This window comes from Borreliella afzelii (genome assembly GCF_014202295.1).
In the GTDB taxonomy this organism is placed as follows: Bacteria; Spirochaetota; Spirochaetia; order Borreliales; family Borreliaceae; genus Borreliella; species Borreliella afzelii.
On record NZ_JACHGM010000004.1, the window covers coordinates 12,482 to 34,097 of the forward strand.

General features: G+C 23.4%; 17 protein-coding genes and 6 pseudogenes. 10 read left to right on the forward strand and 13 right to left on the reverse strand.

The features are described from left to right. Nucleotides 1-562: 562 nt before the first annotated feature. From HNP63_RS04650 to HNP63_RS04660, 3 genes are all read right to left on the reverse strand, one after another. Nucleotides 563-1,669, reverse strand: a complete 1,107-nt coding sequence (locus HNP63_RS04650) for a plasmid maintenance protein (protein WP_183227344.1) — start codon at nucleotides 1,667-1,669, stop codon at nucleotides 563-565. 155 nt (nucleotides 1,670-1,824) lie between these two features. Next, on the reverse strand, nucleotides 1,825-2,151 hold the full coding sequence (locus HNP63_RS04655; protein ID WP_011703993.1) for a hypothetical protein: 327 nt from the start codon (nucleotides 2,149-2,151) through the stop codon (nucleotides 1,825-1,827). 149 nt (nucleotides 2,152-2,300) lie between these two features. Beyond that, complete coding sequence (locus HNP63_RS04660; RefSeq protein WP_011703992.1) at nucleotides 2,301-3,305, reverse strand: hypothetical protein; 1,005 nt, start codon at nucleotides 3,303-3,305, stop codon at nucleotides 2,301-2,303. Nucleotides 3,306-3,481: 176 nt separating this feature from the next. Between HNP63_RS04660 and HNP63_RS04665 the strand changes: the two genes are divergently transcribed. Then, on the forward strand, nucleotides 3,482-4,060 hold the full coding sequence (locus tag HNP63_RS04665) for a hypothetical protein (protein ID WP_011703991.1): 579 nt from the start codon (nucleotides 3,482-3,484) through the stop codon (nucleotides 4,058-4,060). 151 nt (nucleotides 4,061-4,211) lie between these two features. Here the strand turns inward: HNP63_RS04665 and HNP63_RS04670 are convergent, their stop codons facing one another. The 3 genes from HNP63_RS04670 to HNP63_RS07030 form a co-directional block, all read right to left on the reverse strand. Next, nucleotides 4,212-4,895, reverse strand: a complete 684-nt coding sequence (locus HNP63_RS04670; protein WP_011703990.1) for a hypothetical protein — start codon at nucleotides 4,893-4,895, stop codon at nucleotides 4,212-4,214. A gap of 826 nt (nucleotides 4,896-5,721) precedes the next feature. Continuing rightward, a complete protein-coding gene (locus HNP63_RS04675; RefSeq protein ID WP_073999397.1) occupies nucleotides 5,722-6,381 on the reverse strand; it encodes a hypothetical protein in 660 nt (219 codons plus the stop codon). A gap of 335 nt (nucleotides 6,382-6,716) precedes the next feature. Then, nucleotides 6,717-6,905 carry a transposase gene (locus HNP63_RS07030; RefSeq protein ID WP_183227349.1) on the reverse strand — a complete coding sequence of 63 codons (189 nt, stop codon included), beginning with the start codon at nucleotides 6,903-6,905 and terminating at the stop codon, nucleotides 6,717-6,719. Between the two features lie 161 nt (nucleotides 6,906-7,066). Between HNP63_RS07030 and HNP63_RS07035 the strand changes: the two are divergent. The 3 genes and pseudogenes from HNP63_RS07035 to HNP63_RS04690 all read left to right on the forward strand — a co-directional run bounded on the left by HNP63_RS07035 (nucleotide 7,067) and on the right by HNP63_RS04690 (nucleotide 9,580). Further along, a pseudogene (locus tag HNP63_RS07035) lies at nucleotides 7,067-7,874 on the forward strand (transposase). Between the two features lie 702 nt (nucleotides 7,875-8,576). Further along, nucleotides 8,577-9,317, forward strand: a complete 741-nt coding sequence (locus tag HNP63_RS04685) for a ParA family protein (RefSeq protein ID WP_011703988.1) — start codon at nucleotides 8,577-8,579, stop codon at nucleotides 9,315-9,317. Then, nucleotides 9,308-9,580: a hypothetical protein gene (locus HNP63_RS04690; RefSeq protein ID WP_011703987.1), complete on the forward strand. Its 273-nt coding sequence runs from the start codon at nucleotides 9,308-9,310 to the stop codon at nucleotides 9,578-9,580. The genes HNP63_RS04685 and HNP63_RS04690 overlap by 10 nt, the downstream gene beginning before the upstream one ends. 27 nt (nucleotides 9,581-9,607) lie before the next feature. Here HNP63_RS04690 and tnpA (HNP63_RS07040) read toward each other — a convergent pair. Beyond that, nucleotides 9,608-9,934 (reverse strand): annotated as a pseudogene (tnpA, locus tag HNP63_RS07040) (IS200/IS605 family transposase). 117 nt (nucleotides 9,935-10,051) lie between these two features. On the opposite strand from tnpA (HNP63_RS07040), the pseudogene HNP63_RS04700 reads away from it, so the two are divergent. After that, nucleotides 10,052-11,166: pseudogene (locus HNP63_RS04700) on the forward strand (RNA-guided endonuclease InsQ/TnpB family protein). Between the two features lie 633 nt (nucleotides 11,167-11,799). Here the strand turns inward: HNP63_RS04700 and HNP63_RS04705 are convergent. Beyond that, nucleotides 11,800-12,390 carry a hypothetical protein gene (locus HNP63_RS04705; RefSeq protein ID WP_012615147.1) on the reverse strand — a complete coding sequence of 197 codons (591 nt, stop codon included), beginning with the start codon at nucleotides 12,388-12,390 and terminating at the stop codon, nucleotides 11,800-11,802. 252 nt (nucleotides 12,391-12,642) lie between these two features. Here HNP63_RS04705 and HNP63_RS04710 point away from each other — a divergent pair, with 252 nt between their 5' ends. Then, complete coding sequence (locus HNP63_RS04710; protein WP_012615147.1) at nucleotides 12,643-13,233, forward strand: hypothetical protein; 591 nt, start codon at nucleotides 12,643-12,645, stop codon at nucleotides 13,231-13,233. A 633-nt stretch (nucleotides 13,234-13,866) separates the two neighbouring features. Here HNP63_RS04710 and HNP63_RS07045 read toward each other — a convergent pair. Continuing rightward, nucleotides 13,867-14,981: pseudogene (locus HNP63_RS07045) on the reverse strand (RNA-guided endonuclease InsQ/TnpB family protein). 117 nt (nucleotides 14,982-15,098) lie between these two features. Here HNP63_RS07045 and tnpA (HNP63_RS07050) point away from each other — a divergent pair. Next, a pseudogene (gene tnpA, locus HNP63_RS07050) lies at nucleotides 15,099-15,425 on the forward strand (IS200/IS605 family transposase). Nucleotides 15,426-15,452: 27 nt separating this feature from the next. On the opposite strand, the gene HNP63_RS04725 reads toward tnpA (HNP63_RS07050), so the two are convergent. The 3 genes and pseudogenes from HNP63_RS04725 to HNP63_RS07055 all read right to left on the reverse strand — a co-directional run bounded on the left by HNP63_RS04725 (nucleotide 15,453) and on the right by HNP63_RS07055 (nucleotide 17,966). After that, a complete protein-coding gene (locus HNP63_RS04725) occupies nucleotides 15,453-15,725 on the reverse strand; it encodes a hypothetical protein (protein WP_011703987.1) in 273 nt (90 codons plus the stop codon). Beyond that, nucleotides 15,716-16,456, reverse strand: coding sequence for a ParA family protein (locus tag HNP63_RS04730; RefSeq protein WP_011703988.1), 741 nt, complete (start codon nucleotides 16,454-16,456; stop codon nucleotides 15,716-15,718). Before HNP63_RS04730 ends, HNP63_RS04725 begins: the two co-directional genes overlap by 10 nt. A gap of 702 nt (nucleotides 16,457-17,158) precedes the next feature. Beyond that, nucleotides 17,159-17,966: pseudogene (locus HNP63_RS07055) on the reverse strand (transposase). A 164-nt stretch (nucleotides 17,967-18,130) separates the two neighbouring features. Here HNP63_RS07055 and HNP63_RS07060 point away from each other — a divergent pair. The 3 genes from HNP63_RS07060 (at nucleotide 18,131) to HNP63_RS04745 (ending at nucleotide 20,821) form a co-directional block, all read left to right on the forward strand. Then, nucleotides 18,131-18,316 (forward strand): transposase, encoded by a 186-nt coding sequence (locus HNP63_RS07060; RefSeq protein ID WP_373477044.1) that lies wholly within the window; start codon nucleotides 18,131-18,133, stop codon nucleotides 18,314-18,316. Between the two features lie 335 nt (nucleotides 18,317-18,651). Next, nucleotides 18,652-19,311 (forward strand): hypothetical protein, encoded by a 660-nt coding sequence (locus HNP63_RS04740; RefSeq protein WP_073999397.1) that lies wholly within the window; start codon nucleotides 18,652-18,654, stop codon nucleotides 19,309-19,311. Between the two features lie 826 nt (nucleotides 19,312-20,137). Next, entirely contained in the window at nucleotides 20,138-20,821 is a 684-nt protein-coding gene (locus tag HNP63_RS04745; RefSeq protein ID WP_011703990.1) for a hypothetical protein, read from the forward strand. A gap of 151 nt (nucleotides 20,822-20,972) precedes the next feature. Here the strand turns inward: HNP63_RS04745 and HNP63_RS04750 are convergent, their stop codons facing one another. Then, the gene (locus HNP63_RS04750; RefSeq protein ID WP_011703991.1) at nucleotides 20,973-21,551 is read right to left on the reverse strand and encodes a hypothetical protein; all 579 of its coding nucleotides are present in this window, start codon (nucleotides 21,549-21,551) and stop codon (nucleotides 20,973-20,975) included. Between the last annotated feature and the right edge of the window lie 65 nt (nucleotides 21,552-21,616).

Genomic DNA, 21,616 nt, shown 5'->3' on the forward strand with positions numbered 1-21,616 from the left:
CAGAAATTGTAGAAATTAAATGTTGAGAACAAAATGAATCTAAAATAAAATCAGCGCTTGACCACATAAAAACTCAACTTACTATATTATAAATTATAAAAAATACATAATTTTATTCAAATTCTTTTTCACTTATAGAAGAAGCAAACGTATAAGGGAAAAATGATGGGATTTTTATTGGAATTAAGAAATTTATTGAACTTTAAAATAAGAATTTAAAATTTGAAATTTAGTGTAATCAAACTTTATTTAGATTAAATAATAAATTTATAAAACGAAAGCTACAAACTTTAAAATAAAAAATTTAGAAGAGGGAAGGCAATTATTTTAGAGTGAATGTGAAATTTATAATGATATTTAAACCAAGACTTATACTAATATTTTTTTATTTATACTTCTTTTATTGTTTAACTAAAAATCATGAATAGAATATTTCTATAAGAAATGCATTTTATTAATGTAATCATTTTTTTGGCTAACATCCATGTTAATCTTTGATTTAACGGTTTGGCCAATTTTGCCTTTATTTAAAATTTTTGTAATATTGATAACAAATAATTTTTTAATTAACTTTAATTTTGTTTATCTTTTTAAGACCTTTATGATCGGAAAAAAACACACTTATTCTGTTATCGGAATTAGGAATATTCTTTTTGTTTCTTATATAGTTACTACAATATCTTTCTTTTGAACTTTTATTTAAGAACGTTTTCTTAAATCTTGTTTCCCAAATTTCATTAAAGTCATTTATTTTATCGGTCTTTCCGTTCATCATCCATATTTTTTTACTATATTTATTTTTAAACTCTTTTATAAAATGATTTGAAATGTCTTCAATTTTGTATTCTTTATTATATTTTTCTATTGCTAGCTTTAAGTTTCTTAATGCATTTATGTAAGTTTTTTCATTGTTGCTTATTTTTAATATTTTTGTTATTTGAAATTTTTCTATTTTATGAACTTTTACTAGCTTGCTTGCAATATATTCTTTATAAGGCATTTTCTTTATTTTTTTATTATCTATTTTTATAGAATTCTTTATCTTATATGTATCCTTTATACCTTTAGGTATAACATCTGCAATTGATTCATCTGCAATTGAGCTTTTAGATTTTATATTTTTTATATTAGTTTTGTTAATAGCATTGTCAATTTCTTTAGAGAAATTAGATACTATTTTTTTATCTTTTAAATATTCTTTGATTTCTTCATTAATTGCTTCTTGAATAATTGTAAAACGGTGTTTCCAAAGATTTTTATTTTGTATATAAAATGCAAAGCTTCCATTATCTTTGCCTAAATGTTTTAGTTTAGTTGTTATTAATAGCACTTGATTTAAAAATGATATATCATATTCTAAAGTTCTGATTGATGTTTTTTGATTATCTTTTGCAAGACATTTATTAACTATATTATATATTTCTATTGTAGAATATGTTCTAAGTTTGTTAGATTTATAGTATTCTTTGTTTTTAAGATCAATTGCCCAGCATACCTTAAGTATTCTTTGGTATATGGCCTTTTTTTTAGTTAAATATGATTTTAGTCTTGATTGCTTTAGTTCTATTAAATTAGAGGCTGTGTTTTTTTGGTTGTGCTTTATAAGCTCTTCTAAAGTTATGAGATTGTTAAAATTTTTATTGACATTATTTCTTATTTTTATTATCATTATCTTATCCTGGCTTCTGAAGTGAAATTTGTTGTAGTTTCAGAAGCTTTTCCAATTATTTGGTCTGCACTCTAAATTTTTATTGTATTACAAACAAAATAATTAGCTTTTGACTACATTTTATAACAATGTTTTTAAAATGTCAATATAATGGATTATAATATATGACCTATGGGTTTAGAAACAATTTGTATTTCATGTTTTGTAGATTTTCGGTTCATTATTTTTTTTGCTTGCTCAATTCTTAATTGGATTGTTTCTTTTATGCTATTTGTTATAGGTTTAGGTCTTCTGAAATCCATTAAAAAATATGTACAAAAATCTTCTAAAAGATAAGGGCGGTTGTCCACACGGATTGCGCATTTTAAAATTTTTGATTTTTTAGATATAGTATTTTTGCTAATTGAAAGATTATAAGAATCTTCTAATATATTTTGGAATTCTTTTAAAGAATAAAGTCTTACACCATTAATACTTAACATAAATGCCTCATTAGCTTTATTTTATTATATATTGTATGTTAGTTTCAAGGAGGTAGGTTATATGTTGAATACTTTTAGTAGAGTTTTTATTAATAATTACTAGATTATATATCTGAGATAAATTATGTAATATATCTGATTGAAAAAATTTACACCAAGGTGATATTTTTAAGAAATGGGTTTATGTTTGGGGATTGGGTTAAGTATTTTTTTTCAATTTTATCTTCTAGTAAAGTGATGTCAATTCTGATATAGCTATTTTCTTGTATAATATTGATATCATTTAAAATAAAGTCTAAGTTATTTGAGTTTAAATTTTTAGTCAGAAAATTTGTTTTTTCTAAAAAGATTAACCTTATTTTGCCTCCTAATCCGTTCTCGTTTTCAATAAAAGATCTTAATGTTTTGAGAATTTTTTGTTTATTGTTGATAGTTTTTATTTGATTTGAATTTGTTAGAATTAGTTCTTCATAGATTTTTGTGCTTAGATTTAGTAGTATTCTATTTGTTGCTTTAATGTTTGCATTTGAATTTTCACTAGTTTTTATATCAGCTTTATTGATAATTTTGATATTTGAATAGCTTATTTTTGTCAAAAAAGGAAGTTGAATAGTTTTATTAATGCCCTTTAATAACAAATTAACTTTTTGGTTGTTTGCTTTACCTTCAAAAAGGTAAGTATTATTATTTTTTATAATAGGAATAAACGCATTTTCTACATTTTCTTTTCTATAAATAGAACCAAGTATTTTAAGTCCGATTAGGCAAATTTTATCTTTGTTGCTAGCTTTTAAATCAATCGTATAAACTTTTACTATCATCATGTCATAAACTATTTTAAGTTTTTCTTCACTTACATAGTTAATATAAAATTCAAGTTTCCCCTTTAGAATGTCTGTTGGTAATTTAGAAAATTCATTTGACCTTAATTTTAAATTAATAATTCCACCTTTAAATGTTTTAAGGTCGATATTCTCTTTTAAGTTTGTTTGAATAGTTTTTTCAAAATTAAGTTCAAATTTAAAAGCTATGGGGTTGATAATGAATATTTTTTTGTTTTTTACAAAGTAAGTATTAATAATTGACCTTGGGTCAGTATACACGATTTCTCCTATAGATGCACTTTGAAATTTATATAAATTGGGATTAGACATAATCTAATCTTTTTAATTGGTTTTTGTTAGAACAACACCTAATAATAATAGTTTTTTAATTTTAATTCAAGCTGTAAAATTAGAATGTTTTTATTTAAATGTATTATATTATTTAATTTTCTGATTTCGAGAAATTTTTTAAAAATAAATATAAGATAAAATAAAGGGAGATTTTAATGAATGCAAAATTTATTGTAAAATGTTTTATTTCGGTATTTTTTTTAATTTCTTGTCAAACTTATCAAATAGCTTATGATAGGTTTTCTCAAGTATTAGATTCTCAATATGATATTGGGGTAAATTATTCTAGAGATGGAATATTTAGGTCTGTAATTTCGATTAAATATGATAAGTCAAAAAATAAAAAAGAATATTTTATTTTGGTTAAAGTTGAGACTAGAAATTCTAATCAAATAAAGATTGAAAAGATAATCACAGATACTAGGTTTGAGTCTAAAGGGGAGCTGGTTTTAGAAAATAGTAAACGCGTTGTTTATTATAACGATTTTTATGATTCATATTTTCCTTATGATTCTACAACGGTGATTACTGAAAAAAATATTAAGGTAGAAATTTATAAATTTATTATTCCAGAAAGCGAGTTTATAAGATTTGTTGCTTTGGGTAATGATAATATAGCGGCATTTAGAATTTATGCGTTTAGGAATGATGTTATTGTGAATTTTAATAAGATTCCTTTCAAAGAATTTTTGGATGATTTTAACTCAAAAGTTAAACAACTTGGTGGAAGTTGATTTGAGTTTGAATAATTTTTAAGCTTAAGCTAAATGATTATTACTAGGAAGGAGATATATTAAGAATATTTAGTATAAACAAGTTTTTTTAATATTAATTTATAATAATATTGACTTTAAAATTGTTTTTATATTATTTTTTTTATTACAATCAATCTTTTGAAAGATTAATGTATTCTAGTATAGCTTTTTCGTTTCTCAGTAGGAATAGACCTTCTCTTATTCCATTATGGAATTCTTCAAAGGAAACCAAGATTGTTTTTAAATTTTTATCTTTATTATCTATATTGTCATAGTAAAAGATAAAGTAAGGTCTTCCAGTAGTATCTTTAAACCCGAGAAAATTTACAAATATTGCTGTTTCTTGAAAGTCTGTTTTTAAATTATACGAGAGACCATTTTTGTATAAAAAAATTCCATTGCCTTCAAGATTTTTAATTTCAGAATTATTAATTGTATTTTTAATTTTAGTAAAACTTTCAATTGCTTTTAAAATATATTTTATTGATGAAAATTTGGCATAGTATATGCGGTTATTAATTTGAAATTCTAAAAAGATTCCACATTCATTTCCAGCTTTAATTACATCTTGTTCATTTTTAATAGAAGCCGCAATTTTCTTGTCAATAACAAGATTGATTTTGAATGTGGAAATATGGTTTAAGGTTTTTACATTATCAATTGCTAAATTTTCTGTTAGATAGACTTTATAATTAATAAATATTCCTTTTATATTTTTAATTTTATTTTGTTTAAATTCATAGTTTGTGCTATGAGAATATATTGCTAAATTTTGAATTAAAAGTACTAAGAATATAAAAGTTTTATTTTTCATTATATAACTTATTATATGATAGCAGTCTTGAATAATTTTAGTAAACCGTTTTTATCTATTAAGTGTCTGAAATTTATAAAAAATTTAGGTATATAAATAGTTTTTGTTAATTTTACAGAGAAAATGTTTTCAATATTTTATAGAAATTTACGTCAGATATTAAAATTATTGGCTAGAATAAGTTGAAGAGCCTGTGTACTTTCTTGGTAAAAACTTTATGTCAAATAAATTAATTAATTTTCTCTATATAAAAAGAAAACCCCTTAAAAATAAGAGGTTTATTTAAAAGAATGTATGGTATGAAGTAAATATTGATAATAAATTCTTTTAATTTTAAAAAAGGAGAATATTTAATACTCAATTATTAGTTCAATAATTGAGTATTACCAATTATTTTTTAAATTTTTTTTAAAGAATAATATTTTTGCAGAGAAAATCAAATATTATTCAATCTTAAATTTTATTTATTGTTAAGTTTGATTTTGTACATTTATTTTTTTGGGAGATTATTTAGATCTTAATCATCTTATTAAAATTTATATTTCCTATTAAGTAAATAGGAAATTAATTTTTAGTTAATTTACGCTTTTTAGATTTTCATTTTTTTTATTTGCTATAAACTTAGTGTTTTAGACCTTGAATGTTTTAATTCTTGGTAAAAAAAAGAAGTCCCTACCCCTAATCTTATTTGGAGAGGATTAATAGGGGTGTTGGGGACTGTTGGTAGATAGTTTTCTACCTTATATGTATATAATATTTTATTTTTTTAATTTTGTAAATATTATTTAATAATAATAAATAAAATATAACATTTTAATTTAAAATGCTATATTTTGGCTTCTTTCCTATTATTTCCTTTTAATTTTTTAGTTTTGCTATTTGGTTTAGCGTGATTTTGTTTTGGGCTATCAATTTTATTGATAGCTTTTAAAAGCTTTATATGCCCTTCATTAAGGGCCTTTTCTTCATTTTTAAGTTTTAAGGGGCTTAGTTTTTGATTCATTGTTTGAATTTCTTTAATTTCTGCTTCAGTTGGTTCATAATTTATCCATTTTTTATCTATCCAGCCTTTTTCCCATTCATAATAGTTTTCATTGAAGGTGGTTTTGTTTTGTTCGTCGTAGTGTCTTGCCAGTGCGGCAATTATTTTTGTTCCATATTTAAGCATTTTTTCTGTTTTTGTTTTTGTAATAAATGTGTCGTAATCGTAATTTTCTCCAGTTTGCATATTGATAATGTCAACTATAAGTTTAAAAGTATTTATGCAATTCATTGCAATATTTGTGGATGAAAAATTAGGGTCACTAAGGGCTTTAATATTAAGTTCATATTTTTTCTTTAAGCTTATGGGAATTTTAAAAAAGTCGATTATAAAGCCATTTATTTTTGCCCGATAATTAGCCTCATATTGGGAATTCCCAAAGAAAGTTCCCTTTATGCCTCCAATTGTATATTCATTATAGTTTCTTGTTGTTTCTTTTTGCATTTTTTCCTTTAAAAAATATATTATTATAATTAATATATTACAATATAATATAATGTATTAATTGATATTATATATCAATTAATACACATTACAAATAAAAAAACATTTGTAATTTTGTTTTTTTTCTAAATTGTTGTAAATTTTAACTTATCTTTAACCTTTAACCATTTATAAAAAGTCCTTAAGAAAGAAATTTCTTAGGACTTTTTATTGATTTAACAAAAAATAATAAATAGATTTATTTTGACTCTGAATATGCTTTTCGATAAGATATCAATAGAGGCCCCTTTGGGGGGAAATAAGGCACAATACCTTTTAGCTCAAAAATAATGTTTCTAATAATATTTATCCAAATAAGTAGAATATTTTTTCCTTATAAGCCTTGAAGATACTGTTTTTAGATTATTGATAAATTTAGAAGGTTGAATATTGGGGGTAAATTCTAGTAGTAAATGAATATGATCCTTATCATGGTTGAATTCATTAAGGGTTATTTTCCATAAAGAACATATATCAAGTATTATTTGTTAAGGAGAAGATAAAAGCTCGGCATTTATGCATTTATGCCTATATTTAGTAACTAATATTAGGTGATAATTAATAGAGAATATACGCAGTGATTATTAAAAGTTAGTTTGTGTGACATATACACTTAAGTATAAAATATTATAAAATAATAAAATGTATGAGTGCTAATAAAGCTTATAAAAGTACAGAATATATCCTAACACTAATTAAAAAAAATCAAAAGTATTTAGATGTGTAAGCTTTTTCATTATTCATTCAAGTAGATATAAAGAAGGGTTTTCATTTCTAAAAATAGGTTAATAGTTTGGTTCTTTGTAATTTTTAACTTAATTTAAACTCTACACATAATAATTTTTTCAGAGAAATTTTAAAAAGGAAATAGGAATATTAAAAACGATAAATTTCTTAAAAATGTAGTATTAGAAAAAGAACTTATGATAAATGTATATTTCAGTAGCAGTTGAGTATTTAGATGCTAAAAATAACAATAAACTTAAGAAATGTCAAAGAAAACTATAATAAAAACAAAAAGTTTTTATTAATAGAGCTAAGTCTAGATTAAGAATTGCTAAGCTGCATAAAAAAATTCAAATCAAAGAAAAGACTTTTTACATAAATTATCTTACTACTTTGTAGCTAATTATAAAAACATAACAATAAAAAATTTGTCAATTAAGGGTATGTAAAAAGGAATGTTTGGGAAAATTGTTGATCATTTAGGATGATATTGGTGTAAGATAATAATAACTTTCCTTATTATATAAATCAAAACGGCAGGAATCCTATTTGCGTAAAGTAGGTAGATATTTTTAACAGGTAAATTATGTACTAATTTTGGTATTTAAAATACAGCTCTAAAATTAAGCGATACTAGGGAGACTTTCAGTCGTTACAGTACTTTACATAATAGAGAAATAAATGCAATTCTAAATTTTAAGGCTTATTATATAGAAATAAAAAACTAAGGTAGAGGCTTTCTGAAGTAAAGCTTGTGGATCAGCTTTAGTAGATGATTATTCTTGTTGAAAAGAGTCTAAAAAGCTATCGTGGGATAAAGCAAAAAGGTAATTTCTATGATCTTTGGTTTAAAAGTAGTTCGTAGAATGCATTAGTAAATGATTTGTTTGTAAAATTTAGAGGAAATAATAAAAAGTTTTTGAAGATAATAAATCCTTTAAAGTTCTTAAGGTCTTAAAGAAGTAAGGATTTTTTTGCTTGTTGTTTATTTTGATAATAGTAATGTGATCTTAATAAGCTTAAAGCTCAAAAATTATCATTTATAATGATATTGTGTTTAATTTATAAGATAAGCTTAGGTTTAATTATGTTAGCCGTCTTTTATCAAGGAGAGCGTAAAGGATAGTAAATGCACTACTACTTTACATAGTTTTTAAAACTATATCAAATCTGATTTATGAAGCTCTTTTATAAAAGAGCTTCACTAGTAGAGATTAAATTAATTTTAATTAATTTAATCTCTACTAGTTGGTTTATATTGAGATAATTAATATATGATATAAAGTAATTAATATATGATATAAAGTAATTAATATGTGATATAAAGTAATTAATATGTGATATAAAGTAATTAATATGTGATATAAAGTAATTAATATGTGATATAAAGTAATTAATATGTGATATAATATAATTAAAAGGAAGTTTACATGAAAAAAATAGCATTTCATATTCAAAAAGGTGGCGTTGGAAAAACTACCTTAAGTGGGAATATAGCAAGCTATTTGTCTAAAACAAAAAAAGTTATATTAGTTGATTGTGATATACAGCAAGGAAGTTCTTCTACATGGTTTCTTAATCATGAAATTCTTAGGTTAGACATTAAGGATTCTCTTTTAAATAAGATAAATATAGATCAAGTATTAAAGCAAATACAAAAAAATTTTTATATTTTGCCATGTGTGCCGAGCGGAACTTTTAGAAGAGATGTTCAGCATAAATTACAGGATTTTCCATATTTGATAGATGATTTTTGCTTAGAATTGGAAAAATTGGGATTTGAATTTGCGATTTTTGATTTATCTCCCAGTTTTGAGCTTTGGGAGCGAAGAATTATTCTTGCAATGTGTGAAGTTATTACTCCATTGACTCCAGAATTTTTAAGTCTTGAAGGAATTAATATTTTTAAGGAAGAGTTTGATTCTTTGTTAAAATCTTATAGAAAAAAGGTTAAACACGAGAAGATTATTTGTAATATGCTCAATAAAAGTTTTAAAAGACATAATTTACATTTAAGTCAATTTAAAACTTTTGGATATGATCTTTATGAGATTGGGCAAGATGCTAAAATAGCAGAATCGCAGTTGTATAAAAAGTCGATTTTTGATTATTATCCTGAGAGTAAATCTATCTTAGAACTTTCAAGATTGGGGGATGCTTTATGCCTATAAGTAAAGAGGTTGATTTGGAAGAAATCATTAAACAAAATGTTGGTAAATCTAAATTTGCTTTTCGTGTTGACAATGATGTTATTAGTAATAACACATCAAATGTTAAGCCTGGTAGATCAAAGATGACGATCAAACAAATAAGTATAGGATTGAAATATGAATATTGGGTTGAGTTTTATTCTATTTTAGATAAAAAGGGATTAACAGCTTCTGGTTTTATAAGAACTTTAATTATGGAATATATAGAAACTTCTAAGAAATAATATTTTTTAGTTTTAATTTATTATTTATTAATAGATGGATTTATTTTGATTTTGAATATATTTTTTGATGATATCAATAGAAGCGCTTACAGTAGAAATAAGACAATAACTTCCAGACCAAAAATAAGATTTCCAATAATATTTATCTAAATAAGTAGAGTATTTTTACCTTATAAGCCTTGAAGATACTGTTTTTAGATTATTGATAAATTTAGAAGGTTGAATATTGGGGGTAAATTCTAGTAGTAAATGAATATGATCTTTATCATGGTTGAATTTATTAGGGGTTATTTTCCATAAAGAACATATATTAAGTATTGGTAAAGAGAAGATGAAAGCTCGGCATTTATGCATTTATGCCTATATTTAGCAACTAATATTAGGTGATAATTTGAATATACGTAGTGATTATTAAAAGTTAGTTTGTGTGACATATACACTTAAATAAAATATTATAAAATAATAAAACATATGAGTGCTAATGAAGCTTATAAGTACAGAATATATCCCAACGCTAATCAAAAGAAATATTTTTCAAAAGTATTTAGATGCGTAAGATTTTTGTATAACAAAATGTTAAGTGATAAGAAAGATTATTATGAAAAAAATAAACAAAGTCTTATTACTTATCCAAGTAAATATAAAGAAGAATTTTCATTCTTAAAGGAAGTTAATAGTTTAGCTCTTTGTAATTCCCAACTTGACTTAAATTCTGCGTATAGTAATTTTTTTAGAGAAATTAAAAAAGGAAATAAAACACAAGGATTTTCTAAATATAAAAGCAAGAAAAATAGGCAAACTTTTAGAACTAATAATCAAAAAAATTCAATAAGAATAGAAAATAATTATATAAAGTTGCCCAAAATAGGATTTGTAAAGTTAGCTCTACATAGGAATATTAAGAGTAATGAAGTTATTAAAAATGTAGTATTAGAAAAAGATGCCGATGATAAATATTACATTTCAGTAGCAGTTGAGTGCTTAGATGCTAAAAATAACAATAAAACTAAAGATAATAAAAAAGAGGCGGTTGGTATTGTGATATGAGTATGAGGCATTTTCTAGTAAGTAGTGAAGGTGAAAAAACCAATCATCCTAAATATTTACTAAAAAATGAACGCAAACTCAAGAAATACCAAAGAAAACCATCAAAAAAACAAAAAGGTTCTGTTAATAGAGTTAAATCTAGATTAAGAGTTGCCAAGTTGCATAGGAAAATTTCAAACCAAATAAAAGATTTTTTACATAAATTATTTTATTATTTTTTAGCTAATTATAAAAATATAGCAATAAAAAACTCATCAATTAAAGGCATGCAAAAAGGAATGTTTGGCAAAAGTGTTAATGATTTAGGATGGCATGAGTTTGTAAGACAATTATCATATAAATCAGAGTGGTCTAAATCCTATTTACATAAAGTTGATAGATATTTTCCATCAAGCAAGCTATGCAACAAGTGCCACATTAAAAATACAACTCTGAAATTAAGTGATACTAGGTGGACTTGTAGGAGTTGTAACACTTTGCATGATAGAGATATAAATGCAGCTCTAAATCTTAAAGCGTATTATTATAAGGAAATATAAACTAAGGCAGGAACTGTCTGAAGTAAAGCTTGTGGACCATGCTTTAGTGGATGACCATTCTTTTAGAACCTAAAAAGCTATCATTGGATGAAACAAGAAGCTATTTCTATAATCTTTGATTTAGAAATAGCAGTTCACAGCTTTAATGTCTTTAAGTCGCTCAATATAAGGTTTATCAATAAAAAATGTTTTATTATTGATATCTTACCATATTTTATTATTTTATATTTAATTTATATTAAGGCTTTTATTGGTTAAAATAATTAAAGCTATTAATATTATTATAAATATATAAAACTTATTGTTAATAATTAATAGATAAAAAATTAATTTTAACATTTCTGTTGATAAGAAAAAAATATCAAAACATTTTTTACAAAATTTTATTAATTTTGTAAAAAATGTTTTTAATTGCATGTGAAAATACACTATACACATAGTTAAGCATGAATATACTATTATTGCTGTCATAAAATTTTAATTCTCCCTTAATTTCTGATAAATTTCAGTCTATCTCAATTCTTAAAAAATTCCATTTTTATTTATTTAAAGTTTTATATTATTTGCATGCATTTATTAAATGCATATTATAATCTTAATATTTAAAGATACTATTAAATATTAATAGCCATACTATTTTTTGAAAAGTTTCCATCCAAAAAATTTTTTTGTTTCCTCTTTTTTATTTTTTCTACTTAGTTTGTCACCTTTAATAGGTATTCTTTTTTCTCTAGGTTTTGCATTAAAAATAATAAGTATATTATCTATATAATCTTTATTTAATGTTTTAAATAAACCATATTGATCTAGATCTAAGACATAGTTAGGATTTATTTTTTTTAAAATTTTAAAATAATAGGACTTGCCTGGTAATATTATTGGATTTTTGTATATTTTTATTGCAAACTCCTCAAACGTTATAGCATTTTTAACTAATTCTAATAGATTGTACTTGGGAAAATATTTGATGGCATTATAGCTTTTTAAAAAGTTTGGTGTTATAAAATATTTTAAAATTTGTTCTTTGGGATATAAATTAATACTTTTTTTGCCATATTTCTTGAAAGCTTTTATATTTTGCGATGGTTTATAAGGGGTAATTTTCCCTTGTTTTTCTAATCTAAGCAGTTTTATATAAATGGTATTTTTTTTTATGCTTTTATTTTGCATGATTTGTATTTCTTTTAAAGTAAAATATTCTTGATTTTTATCATCAATAAGCATTGTTAAACCCCTTATATTTTGTATGTAGTTTACTATAAGTAGGTTAATGTGTCAAATGAAATGATAGTGAAAAGCGATTATTTCCTCAATTTCCAAATTGAGTTTTAAACTAATTAATTATAAATTAATTTATAATTAATTAGTTTAAAACTCAATTTGGAAATTGAGGAAATAATCGCTTTTCACTATCATTTCATTTGACACATTAACCTACTTATAGTAAACTACATACAAAATATAAGGGGTTTAACAATGCTTATTGATGATAAAAATCAAGAATATTTTACTTTAAAAGAAATACAAATCATGCAAAATAAAAGCATAAAAAAAAATACCATTTATATAAAACTGCTTAGATTAGAAAAACAAGGGAAAATTACCCCTTATAAACCATCGCAAAATATAAAAGCTTTCAAGAAATATGGCAAAAAAAGTATTAATTTATATCCCAAAGAACAAATTTTAAAATATTTTATAACACCAAACTTTTTAAAAAGCTATAATGCCATCAAATATTTTCCCAAGTACAATCTATTAGAATTAGTTAAAAATGCTATAACGTTTGAGGAGTTTGCAATAAAAATATACAAAAATCCAATAATATTACCAGGCAAGTCCTATTATTTTAAAATTTTAAAAAAAATAAATCCTAACTATGTCTTAGATCTAGATCAATATGGTTTATTTAAAACATTAAATAAAGATTATATAGATAATATACTTATTATTTTTAATGCAAAACCTAGAGAAAAAAGAATACCTATTAAAGGTGACAAACTAAGTAGAAAAAATAAAAAAGAGGAAACAAAAAAATTTTTTGGATGGAAACTTTTCAAAAAATAGTATGGCTATTAATATTTAATAGTATCTTTAAATATTAAGATTATAATATGCATTTAATAAATGCATGCAAATAATATAAAACTTTAAATAAATAAAAATGGAATTTTTTAAGAATTGAGATAGACTGAAATTTATCAGAAATTAAGGGAGAATTAAAATTTTATGACAGCAATAATAGTATATTCATGCTTAACTATGTGTATAGTGTATTTTCACATGCAATTAAAAACATTTTTTACAAAATTAATAAAATTTTGTAAAAAATGTTTTGATATTTTTTTCTTATCAACAGAAATGTTAAAATTAATTTTTTATCTATTAATTATTAACAATAAGTTTTATATATTTATAATAATATTAATAGCTTTAATTATTTTAACCAATAAAAGCCTTAATATAAATTAAATATAAAATAATAAAATATGGTAAGATATCAATAATAAAACATTTTTTATTGATAAACCTTATATTGAGCGACTTAAAGACATTAAAGCTGTGAACTGCTATTTCTAAATCAAAGATTATAGAAATAGCTTCTTGTTTCATCCAATGATAGCTTTTTAGGTTCTAAAAGAATGGTCATCCACTAAAGCATGGTCCACAAGCTTTACTTCAGACAGTTCCTGCCTTAGTTTATATTTCCTTATAATAATACGCTTTAAGATTTAGAGCTGCATTTATATCTCTATCATGCAAAGTGTTACAACTCCTACAAGTCCACCTAGTATCACTTAATTTCAGAGTTGTATTTTTAATGTGGCACTTGTTGCATAGCTTGCTTGATGGAAAATATCTATCAACTTTATGTAAATAGGATTTAGACCACTCTGATTTATATGATAATTGTCTTACAAACTCATGCCATCCTAAATCATTAACACTTTTGCCAAACATTCCTTTTTGCATGCCTTTAATTGATGAGTTTTTTATTGCTATATTTTTATAATTAGCTAAAAAATAATAAAATAATTTATGTAAAAAATCTTTTATTTGGTTTGAAATTTTCCTATGCAACTTGGCAACTCTTAATCTAGATTTAACTCTATTAACAGAACCTTTTTGTTTTTTTGATGGTTTTCTTTGGTATTTCTTGAGTTTGCGTTCATTTTTTAGTAAATATTTAGGATGATTGGTTTTTTCACCTTCACTACTTACTAGAAAATGCCTCATACTCATATCACAATACCAACCGCCTCTTTTTTATTATCTTTAGTTTTATTGTTATTTTTAGCATCTAAGCACTCAACTGCTACTGAAATGTAATATTTATCATCGGCATCTTTTTCTAATACTACATTTTTAATAACTTCATTACTCTTAATATTCCTATGTAGAGCTAACTTTACAAATCCTATTTTGGGCAACTTTATATAATTATTTTCTATTCTTATTGAATTTTTTTGATTATTAGTTCTAAAAGTTTGCCTATTTTTCTTGCTTTTATATTTAGAAAATCCTTGTGTTTTATTTCCTTTTTTAATTTCTCTAAAAAAATTACTATACGCAGAATTTAAGTCAAGTTGGGAATTACAAAGAGCTAAACTATTAACTTCCTTTAAGAATGAAAATTCTTCTTTATATTTACTTGGATAAGTAATAAGACTTTGTTTATTTTTTTCATAATAATCTTTCTTATCACTTAACATTTTGTTATACAAAAATCTTACGCATCTAAATACTTTTGAAAAATATTTCTTTTGATTAGCGTTGGGATATATTCTGTACTTATAAGCTTCATTAGCACTCATATGTTTTATTATTTTATAATATTTTATTTAAGTGTATATGTCACACAAACTAACTTTTAATAATCACTACGTATATTCAAATTATCACCTAATATTAGTTGCTAAATATAGGCATAAATGCATAAATGCCGAGCTTTCATCTTCTCTTTACCAATACTTAATATATGTTCTTTATGGAAAATAACCCCTAATAAATTCAACCATGATAAAGATCATATTCATTTACTACTAGAATTTACCCCCAATATTCAACCTTCTAAATTTATCAATAATCTAAAAACAGTATCTTCAAGGCTTATAAGGTAAAAATACTCTACTTATTTAGATAAATATTATTGGAAATCTTATTTTTGGTCTGGAAGTTATTGTCTTATTTCTACTGTAAGCGCTTCTATTGATATCATCAAAAAATATATTCAAAATCAAAATAAATCCATCTATTAATAAATAATAAATTAAAACTAAAAAATATTATTTCTTAGAAGTTTCTATATATTCCATAATTAAAGTTCTTATAAAACCAGAAGCTGTTAATCCCTTTTTATCTAAAATAGAATAAAACTCAACCCAATATTCATATTTCAATCCTATACTTATTTGTTTGATCGTCATCTTTGATCTACCAGGCTTAACATTTGATGTGTTATTACTAATAACATCATTGTCAACACGAAAAGCAAATTTAGATTTACCAACATTTTGTTTAATGATTTCTTCCAAATCAACCTCTTTACTTATAGGCATAAAGCATCCCCCAATCTTGAAAGTTCTAAGATAGATTTACTCTCAGGATAATAATCAAAAATCGACTTTTTATACAACTGCGATTCTGCTATTTTAGCATCTTGCCCAATCTCATAAAGATCATATCCAAAAGTTTTAAATTGACTTAAATGTAAATTATGTCTTTTAAAACTTTTATTGAGCATATTACAAATAATCTTCTCGTGTTTAACCTTTTTTCTATAAGATTTTAACAAAGAATCAAACTCTTCCTTAAAAATATTAATTCCTTCAAGACTTAAAAATTCTGGAGTCAATGGAGTAATAACTTCACACATTGCAAGAATAATTCTTCGCTCCCAAAGCTCAAAACTGGGAGATAAATCAAAAATCGCAAATTCAAATCCCAATTTTTCCAATTCTAAGCAAAAATCATCTATCAAATATGGAAAATCCTGTAATTTATGCTGAACATCTCTTCTAAAAGTTCCGCTCGGCACACATGGCAAAATATAAAAATTTTTTTGTATTTGCTTTAATACTTGATCTATATTTATCTTATTTAAAAGAGAATCCTTAATGTCTAACCTAAGAATTTCATGATTAAGAAACCATGTAGAAGAACTTCCTTGCTGTATATCACAATCAACTAATATAACTTTTTTTGTTTTAGACAAATAGCTTGCTATATTCCCACTTAAGGTAGTTTTTCCAACGCCACCTTTTTGAATATGAAATGCTATTTTTTTCATGTAAACTTCCTTTTAATTATATTATATCACATATTAATTACTTTATATCACATATTAATTACTTTATATCACATATTAATTACTTTATATCACATATTAATTACTTTATATCACATATTAATTACTTTATATCATATATTAATTACTTTATATCATATATTAATTATCTCAATATAAACCAACTAGTAGAGATTAAATTAATTAAAATTAATTTAATCTCTACTAGTGAAGCTCTTTTATAAAAGAGCTTCATAAATCAGATTTGATATAGTTTTAAAAACTATGTAAAGTAGTAGTGCATTTACTATCCTTTACGCTCTCCTTGATAAAAGACGGCTAACATAATTAAACCTAAGCTTATCTTATAAATTAAACACAATATCATTATAAATGATAATTTTTGAGCTTTAAGCTTATTAAGATCACATTACTATTATCAAAATAAACAACAAGCAAAAAAATCCTTACTTCTTTAAGACCTTAAGAACTTTAAAGGATTTATTATCTTCAAAAACTTTTTATTATTTCCTCTAAATTTTACAAACAAATCATTTACTAATGCATTCTACGAACTACTTTTAAACCAAAGATCATAGAAATTACCTTTTTGCTTTATCCCACGATAGCTTTTTAGACTCTTTTCAACAAGAATAATCATCTACTAAAGCTGATCCACAAGCTTTACTTCAGAAAGCCTCTACCTTAGTTTTTTATTTCTATATAATAAGCCTTAAAATTTAGAATTGCATTTATTTCTCTATTATGTAAAGTACTGTAACGACTGAAAGTCTCCCTAGTATCGCTTAATTTTAGAGCTGTATTTTAAATACCAAAATTAGTACATAATTTACCTGTTAAAAATATCTACCTACTTTACGCAAATAGGATTCCTGCCGTTTTGATTTATATAATAAGGAAAGTTATTATTATCTTACACCAATATCATCCTAAATGATCAACAATTTTCCCAAACATTCCTTTTTACATACCCTTAATTGACAAATTTTTTATTGTTATGTTTTTATAATTAGCTACAAAGTAGTAAGATAATTTATGTAAAAAGTCTTTTCTTTGATTTGAATTTTTTTATGCAGCTTAGCAATTCTTAATCTAGACTTAGCTCTATTAATAAAAACTTTTTGTTTTTATTATAGTTTTCTTTGACATTTCTTAAGTTTATTGTTATTTTTAGCATCTAAATACTCAACTGCTACTGAAATATACATTTATCATAAGTTCTTTTTCTAATACTACATTTTTAAGAAATTTATCGTTTTTAATATTCCTATTTCCTTTTTAAAATTTCTCTGAAAAAATTATTATGTGTAGAGTTTAAATTAAGTTAAAAATTACAAAGAACCAAACTATTAACCTATTTTTAGAAATGAAAACCCTTCTTTATATCTACTTGAATGAATAATGAAAAAGCTTACACATCTAAATACTTTTGATTTTTTTTAATTAGTGTTAGGATATATTCTGTACTTTTATAAGCTTTATTAGCACTCATACATTTTATTATTTTATAATATTTTATACTTAAGTGTATATGTCACACAAACTAACTTTTAATAATCACTGCGTATATTCTCTATTAATTATCACCTAATATTAGTTACTAAATATAGGCATAAATGCATAAATGCCGAGCTTTTATCTTCTCCTTAACAAATAATACTTGATATATGTTCTTTATGGAAAATAACCCTTAATGAATTCAACCATGATAAGGATCATATTCATTTACTACTAGAATTTACCCCCAATATTCAACCTTCTAAATTTATCAATAATCTAAAAACAGTATCTTCAAGGCTTATAAGGAAAAAATATTCTACTTATTTGGATAAATATTATTAGAAACATTATTTTTGAGCTAAAAGGTATTGTGCCTTATTTCCCCCCAAAGGGGCCTCTATTGATATCTTATCGAAAAGCATATTCAGAGTCAAAATAAATCTATTTATTATTTTTTGTTAAATCAATAAAAAGTCCTAAGAAATTTCTTTCTTAAGGACTTTTTATAAATGGTTAAAGGTTAAAGATAAGTTAAAATTTACAACAATTTAGAAAAAAAACAAAATTACAAATGTTTTTTTATTTGTAATGTGTATTAATTGATATATAATATCAATTAATACATTATATTATATTGTAATATATTAATTATAATAATATATTTTTTAAAGGAAAAAATGCAAAAAGAAACAACAAGAAACTATAATGAATATACAATTGGAGGCATAAAGGGAACTTTCTTTGGGAATTCCCAATATGAGGCTAATTATCGGGCAAAAATAAATGGCTTTATAATCGACTTTTTTAAAATTCCCATAAGCTTAAAGAAAAAATATGAACTTAATATTAAAGCCCTTAGTGACCCTAATTTTTCATCCACAAATATTGCAATGAATTGCATAAATACTTTTAAACTTATAGTTGACATTATCAATATGCAAACTGGAGAAAATTACGATTACGACACATTTATTACAAAAACAAAAACAGAAAAAATGCTTAAATATGGAACAAAAATAATTGCCGCACTGGCAAGACACTACGACGAACAAAACAAAACCACCTTCAATGAAAACTATTATGAATGGGAAAAAGGCTGGATAGATAAAAAATGGATAAATTATGAACCAACTGAAGCAGAAATTAAAGAAATTCAAACAATGAATCAAAAACTAAGCCCCTTAAAACTTAAAAATGAAGAAAAGGCCCTTAATGAAGGGCATATAAAGCTTTTAAAAGCTATCAATAAAATTGATAGCCCAAAACAAAATCACGCTAAACCAAATAGCAAAACTAAAAAATTAAAAGGAAATAATAGGAAAGAAGCCAAAATATAGCATTTTAAATTAAAATGTTATATTTTATTTATTATTATTAAATAATATTTACAAAATTAAAAAAATAAAATATTATATACATATAAGGTAGAAAACTATCTACCAACAGTCCCCAACACCCCTATTAATCCTCTCCAAATAAGATTAGGGGTAGGGACTTCTTTTTTTTACCAAGAATTAAAACATTCAAGGTCTAAAACACTAAGTTTATAGCAAATAAAAAAAATGAAAATCTAAAAAGCGTAAATTAACTAAAAATTAATTTCCTATTTACTTAATAGGAAATATAAATTTTAATAAGATGATTAAGATCTAAATAATCTCCCAAAAAAATAAATGTACAAAATCAAACTTAACAATAAATAAAATTTAAGATTGAATAATATTTGATTTTCTCTGCAAAAATATTATTCTTTAAAAAAAATTTAAAAAATAATTGGTAATACTCAATTATTGAACTAATAATTGAGTATTAAATATTCTCCTTTTTTAAAATTAAAAGAATTTATTATCAATATTTACTTCATACCATACATTCTTTTAAATAAACCTCTTATTTTTAAGGGGTTTTCTTTTTATATAGAGAAAATTAATTAATTTATTTGACATAAAGTTTTTACCAAGAAAGTACACAGGCTCTTCAACTTATTCTAGCCAATAATTTTAATATCTGACGTAAATTTCTATAAAATATTGAAAACATTTTCTCTGTAAAATTAACAAAAACTATTTATATACCTAAATTTTTTATAAATTTCAGACACTTAATAGATAAAAACGGTTTACTAAAATTATTCAAGACTGCTATCATATAATAAGTTATATAATGAAAAATAAAACTTTTATATTCTTAGTACTTTTAATTCAAAATTTAGCAATATATTCTCATAGCACAAACTATGAATTTAAACAAAATAAAATTAAAAATATAAAAGGAATATTTATTAATTATAAAGTCTATCTAACAGAAAATTTAGCAATTGATAATGTAAAAACCTTAAACCATATTTCCACATTCAAAATCAATCTTGTTATTGACAAGAAAATTGCGGCTTCTATTAAAAATGAACAAGATGTAATTAAAGCTGGAAATGAATGTGGAATCTTTTTAGAATTTCAAATTAATAACCGCATATACTATGCCAAATTTTCATCAATAAAATATATTTTAAAAGCAATTGAAAGTTTTACTAAAATTAAAAATACAATTAATAATTCTGAAATTAAAAATCTTGAAGGCAATGGAATTTTTTTATACAAAAATGGTCTCTCGTATAATTTAAAAACAGACTTTCAAGAAACAGCAATATTTGTAAATTTTCTCGGGTTTAAAGATACTACTGGAAGACCTTACTTTATCTTTTACTATGACAATATAGATAATAAAGATAAAAATTTAAAAACAATCTTGGTTTCCTTTGAAGAATTCCATAATGGAATAAGAGAAGGTCTATTCCTACTGAGAAACGAAAAAGCTATACTAGAATACATTAATCTTTCAAAAGATTGATTGTAATAAAAAAAATAATATAAAAACAATTTTAAAGTCAATATTATTATAAATTAATATTAAAAAAACTTGTTTATACTAAATATTCTTAATATATCTCCTTCCTAGTAATAATCATTTAGCTTAAGCTTAAAAATTATTCAAACTCAAATCAACTTCCACCAAGTTGTTTAACTTTTGAGTTAAAATCATCCAAAAATTCTTTGAAAGGAATCTTATTAAAATTCACAATAACATCATTCCTAAACGCATAAATTCTAAATGCCGCTATATTATCATTACCCAAAGCAACAAATCTTATAAACTCGCTTTCTGGAATAATAAATTTATAAATTTCTACCTTAATATTTTTTTCAGTAATCACCGTTGTAGAATCATAAGGAAAATATGAATCATAAAAATCGTTATAATAAACAACGCGTTTACTATTTTCTAAAACCAGCTCCCCTTTAGACTCAAACCTAGTATCTGTGATTATCTTTTCAATCTTTATTTGATTAGAATTTCTAGTCTCAACTTTAACCAAAATAAAATATTCTTTTTTATTTTTTGACTTATCATATTTAATCGAAATTACAGACCTAAATATTCCATCTCTAGAATAATTTACCCCAATATCATATTGAGAATCTAATACTTGAGAAAACCTATCATAAGCTATTTGATAAGTTTGACAAGAAATTAAAAAAAATACCGAAATAAAACATTTTACAATAAATTTTGCATTCATTAAAATCTCCCTTTATTTTATCTTATATTTATTTTTAAAAAATTTCTCGAAATCAGAAAATTAAA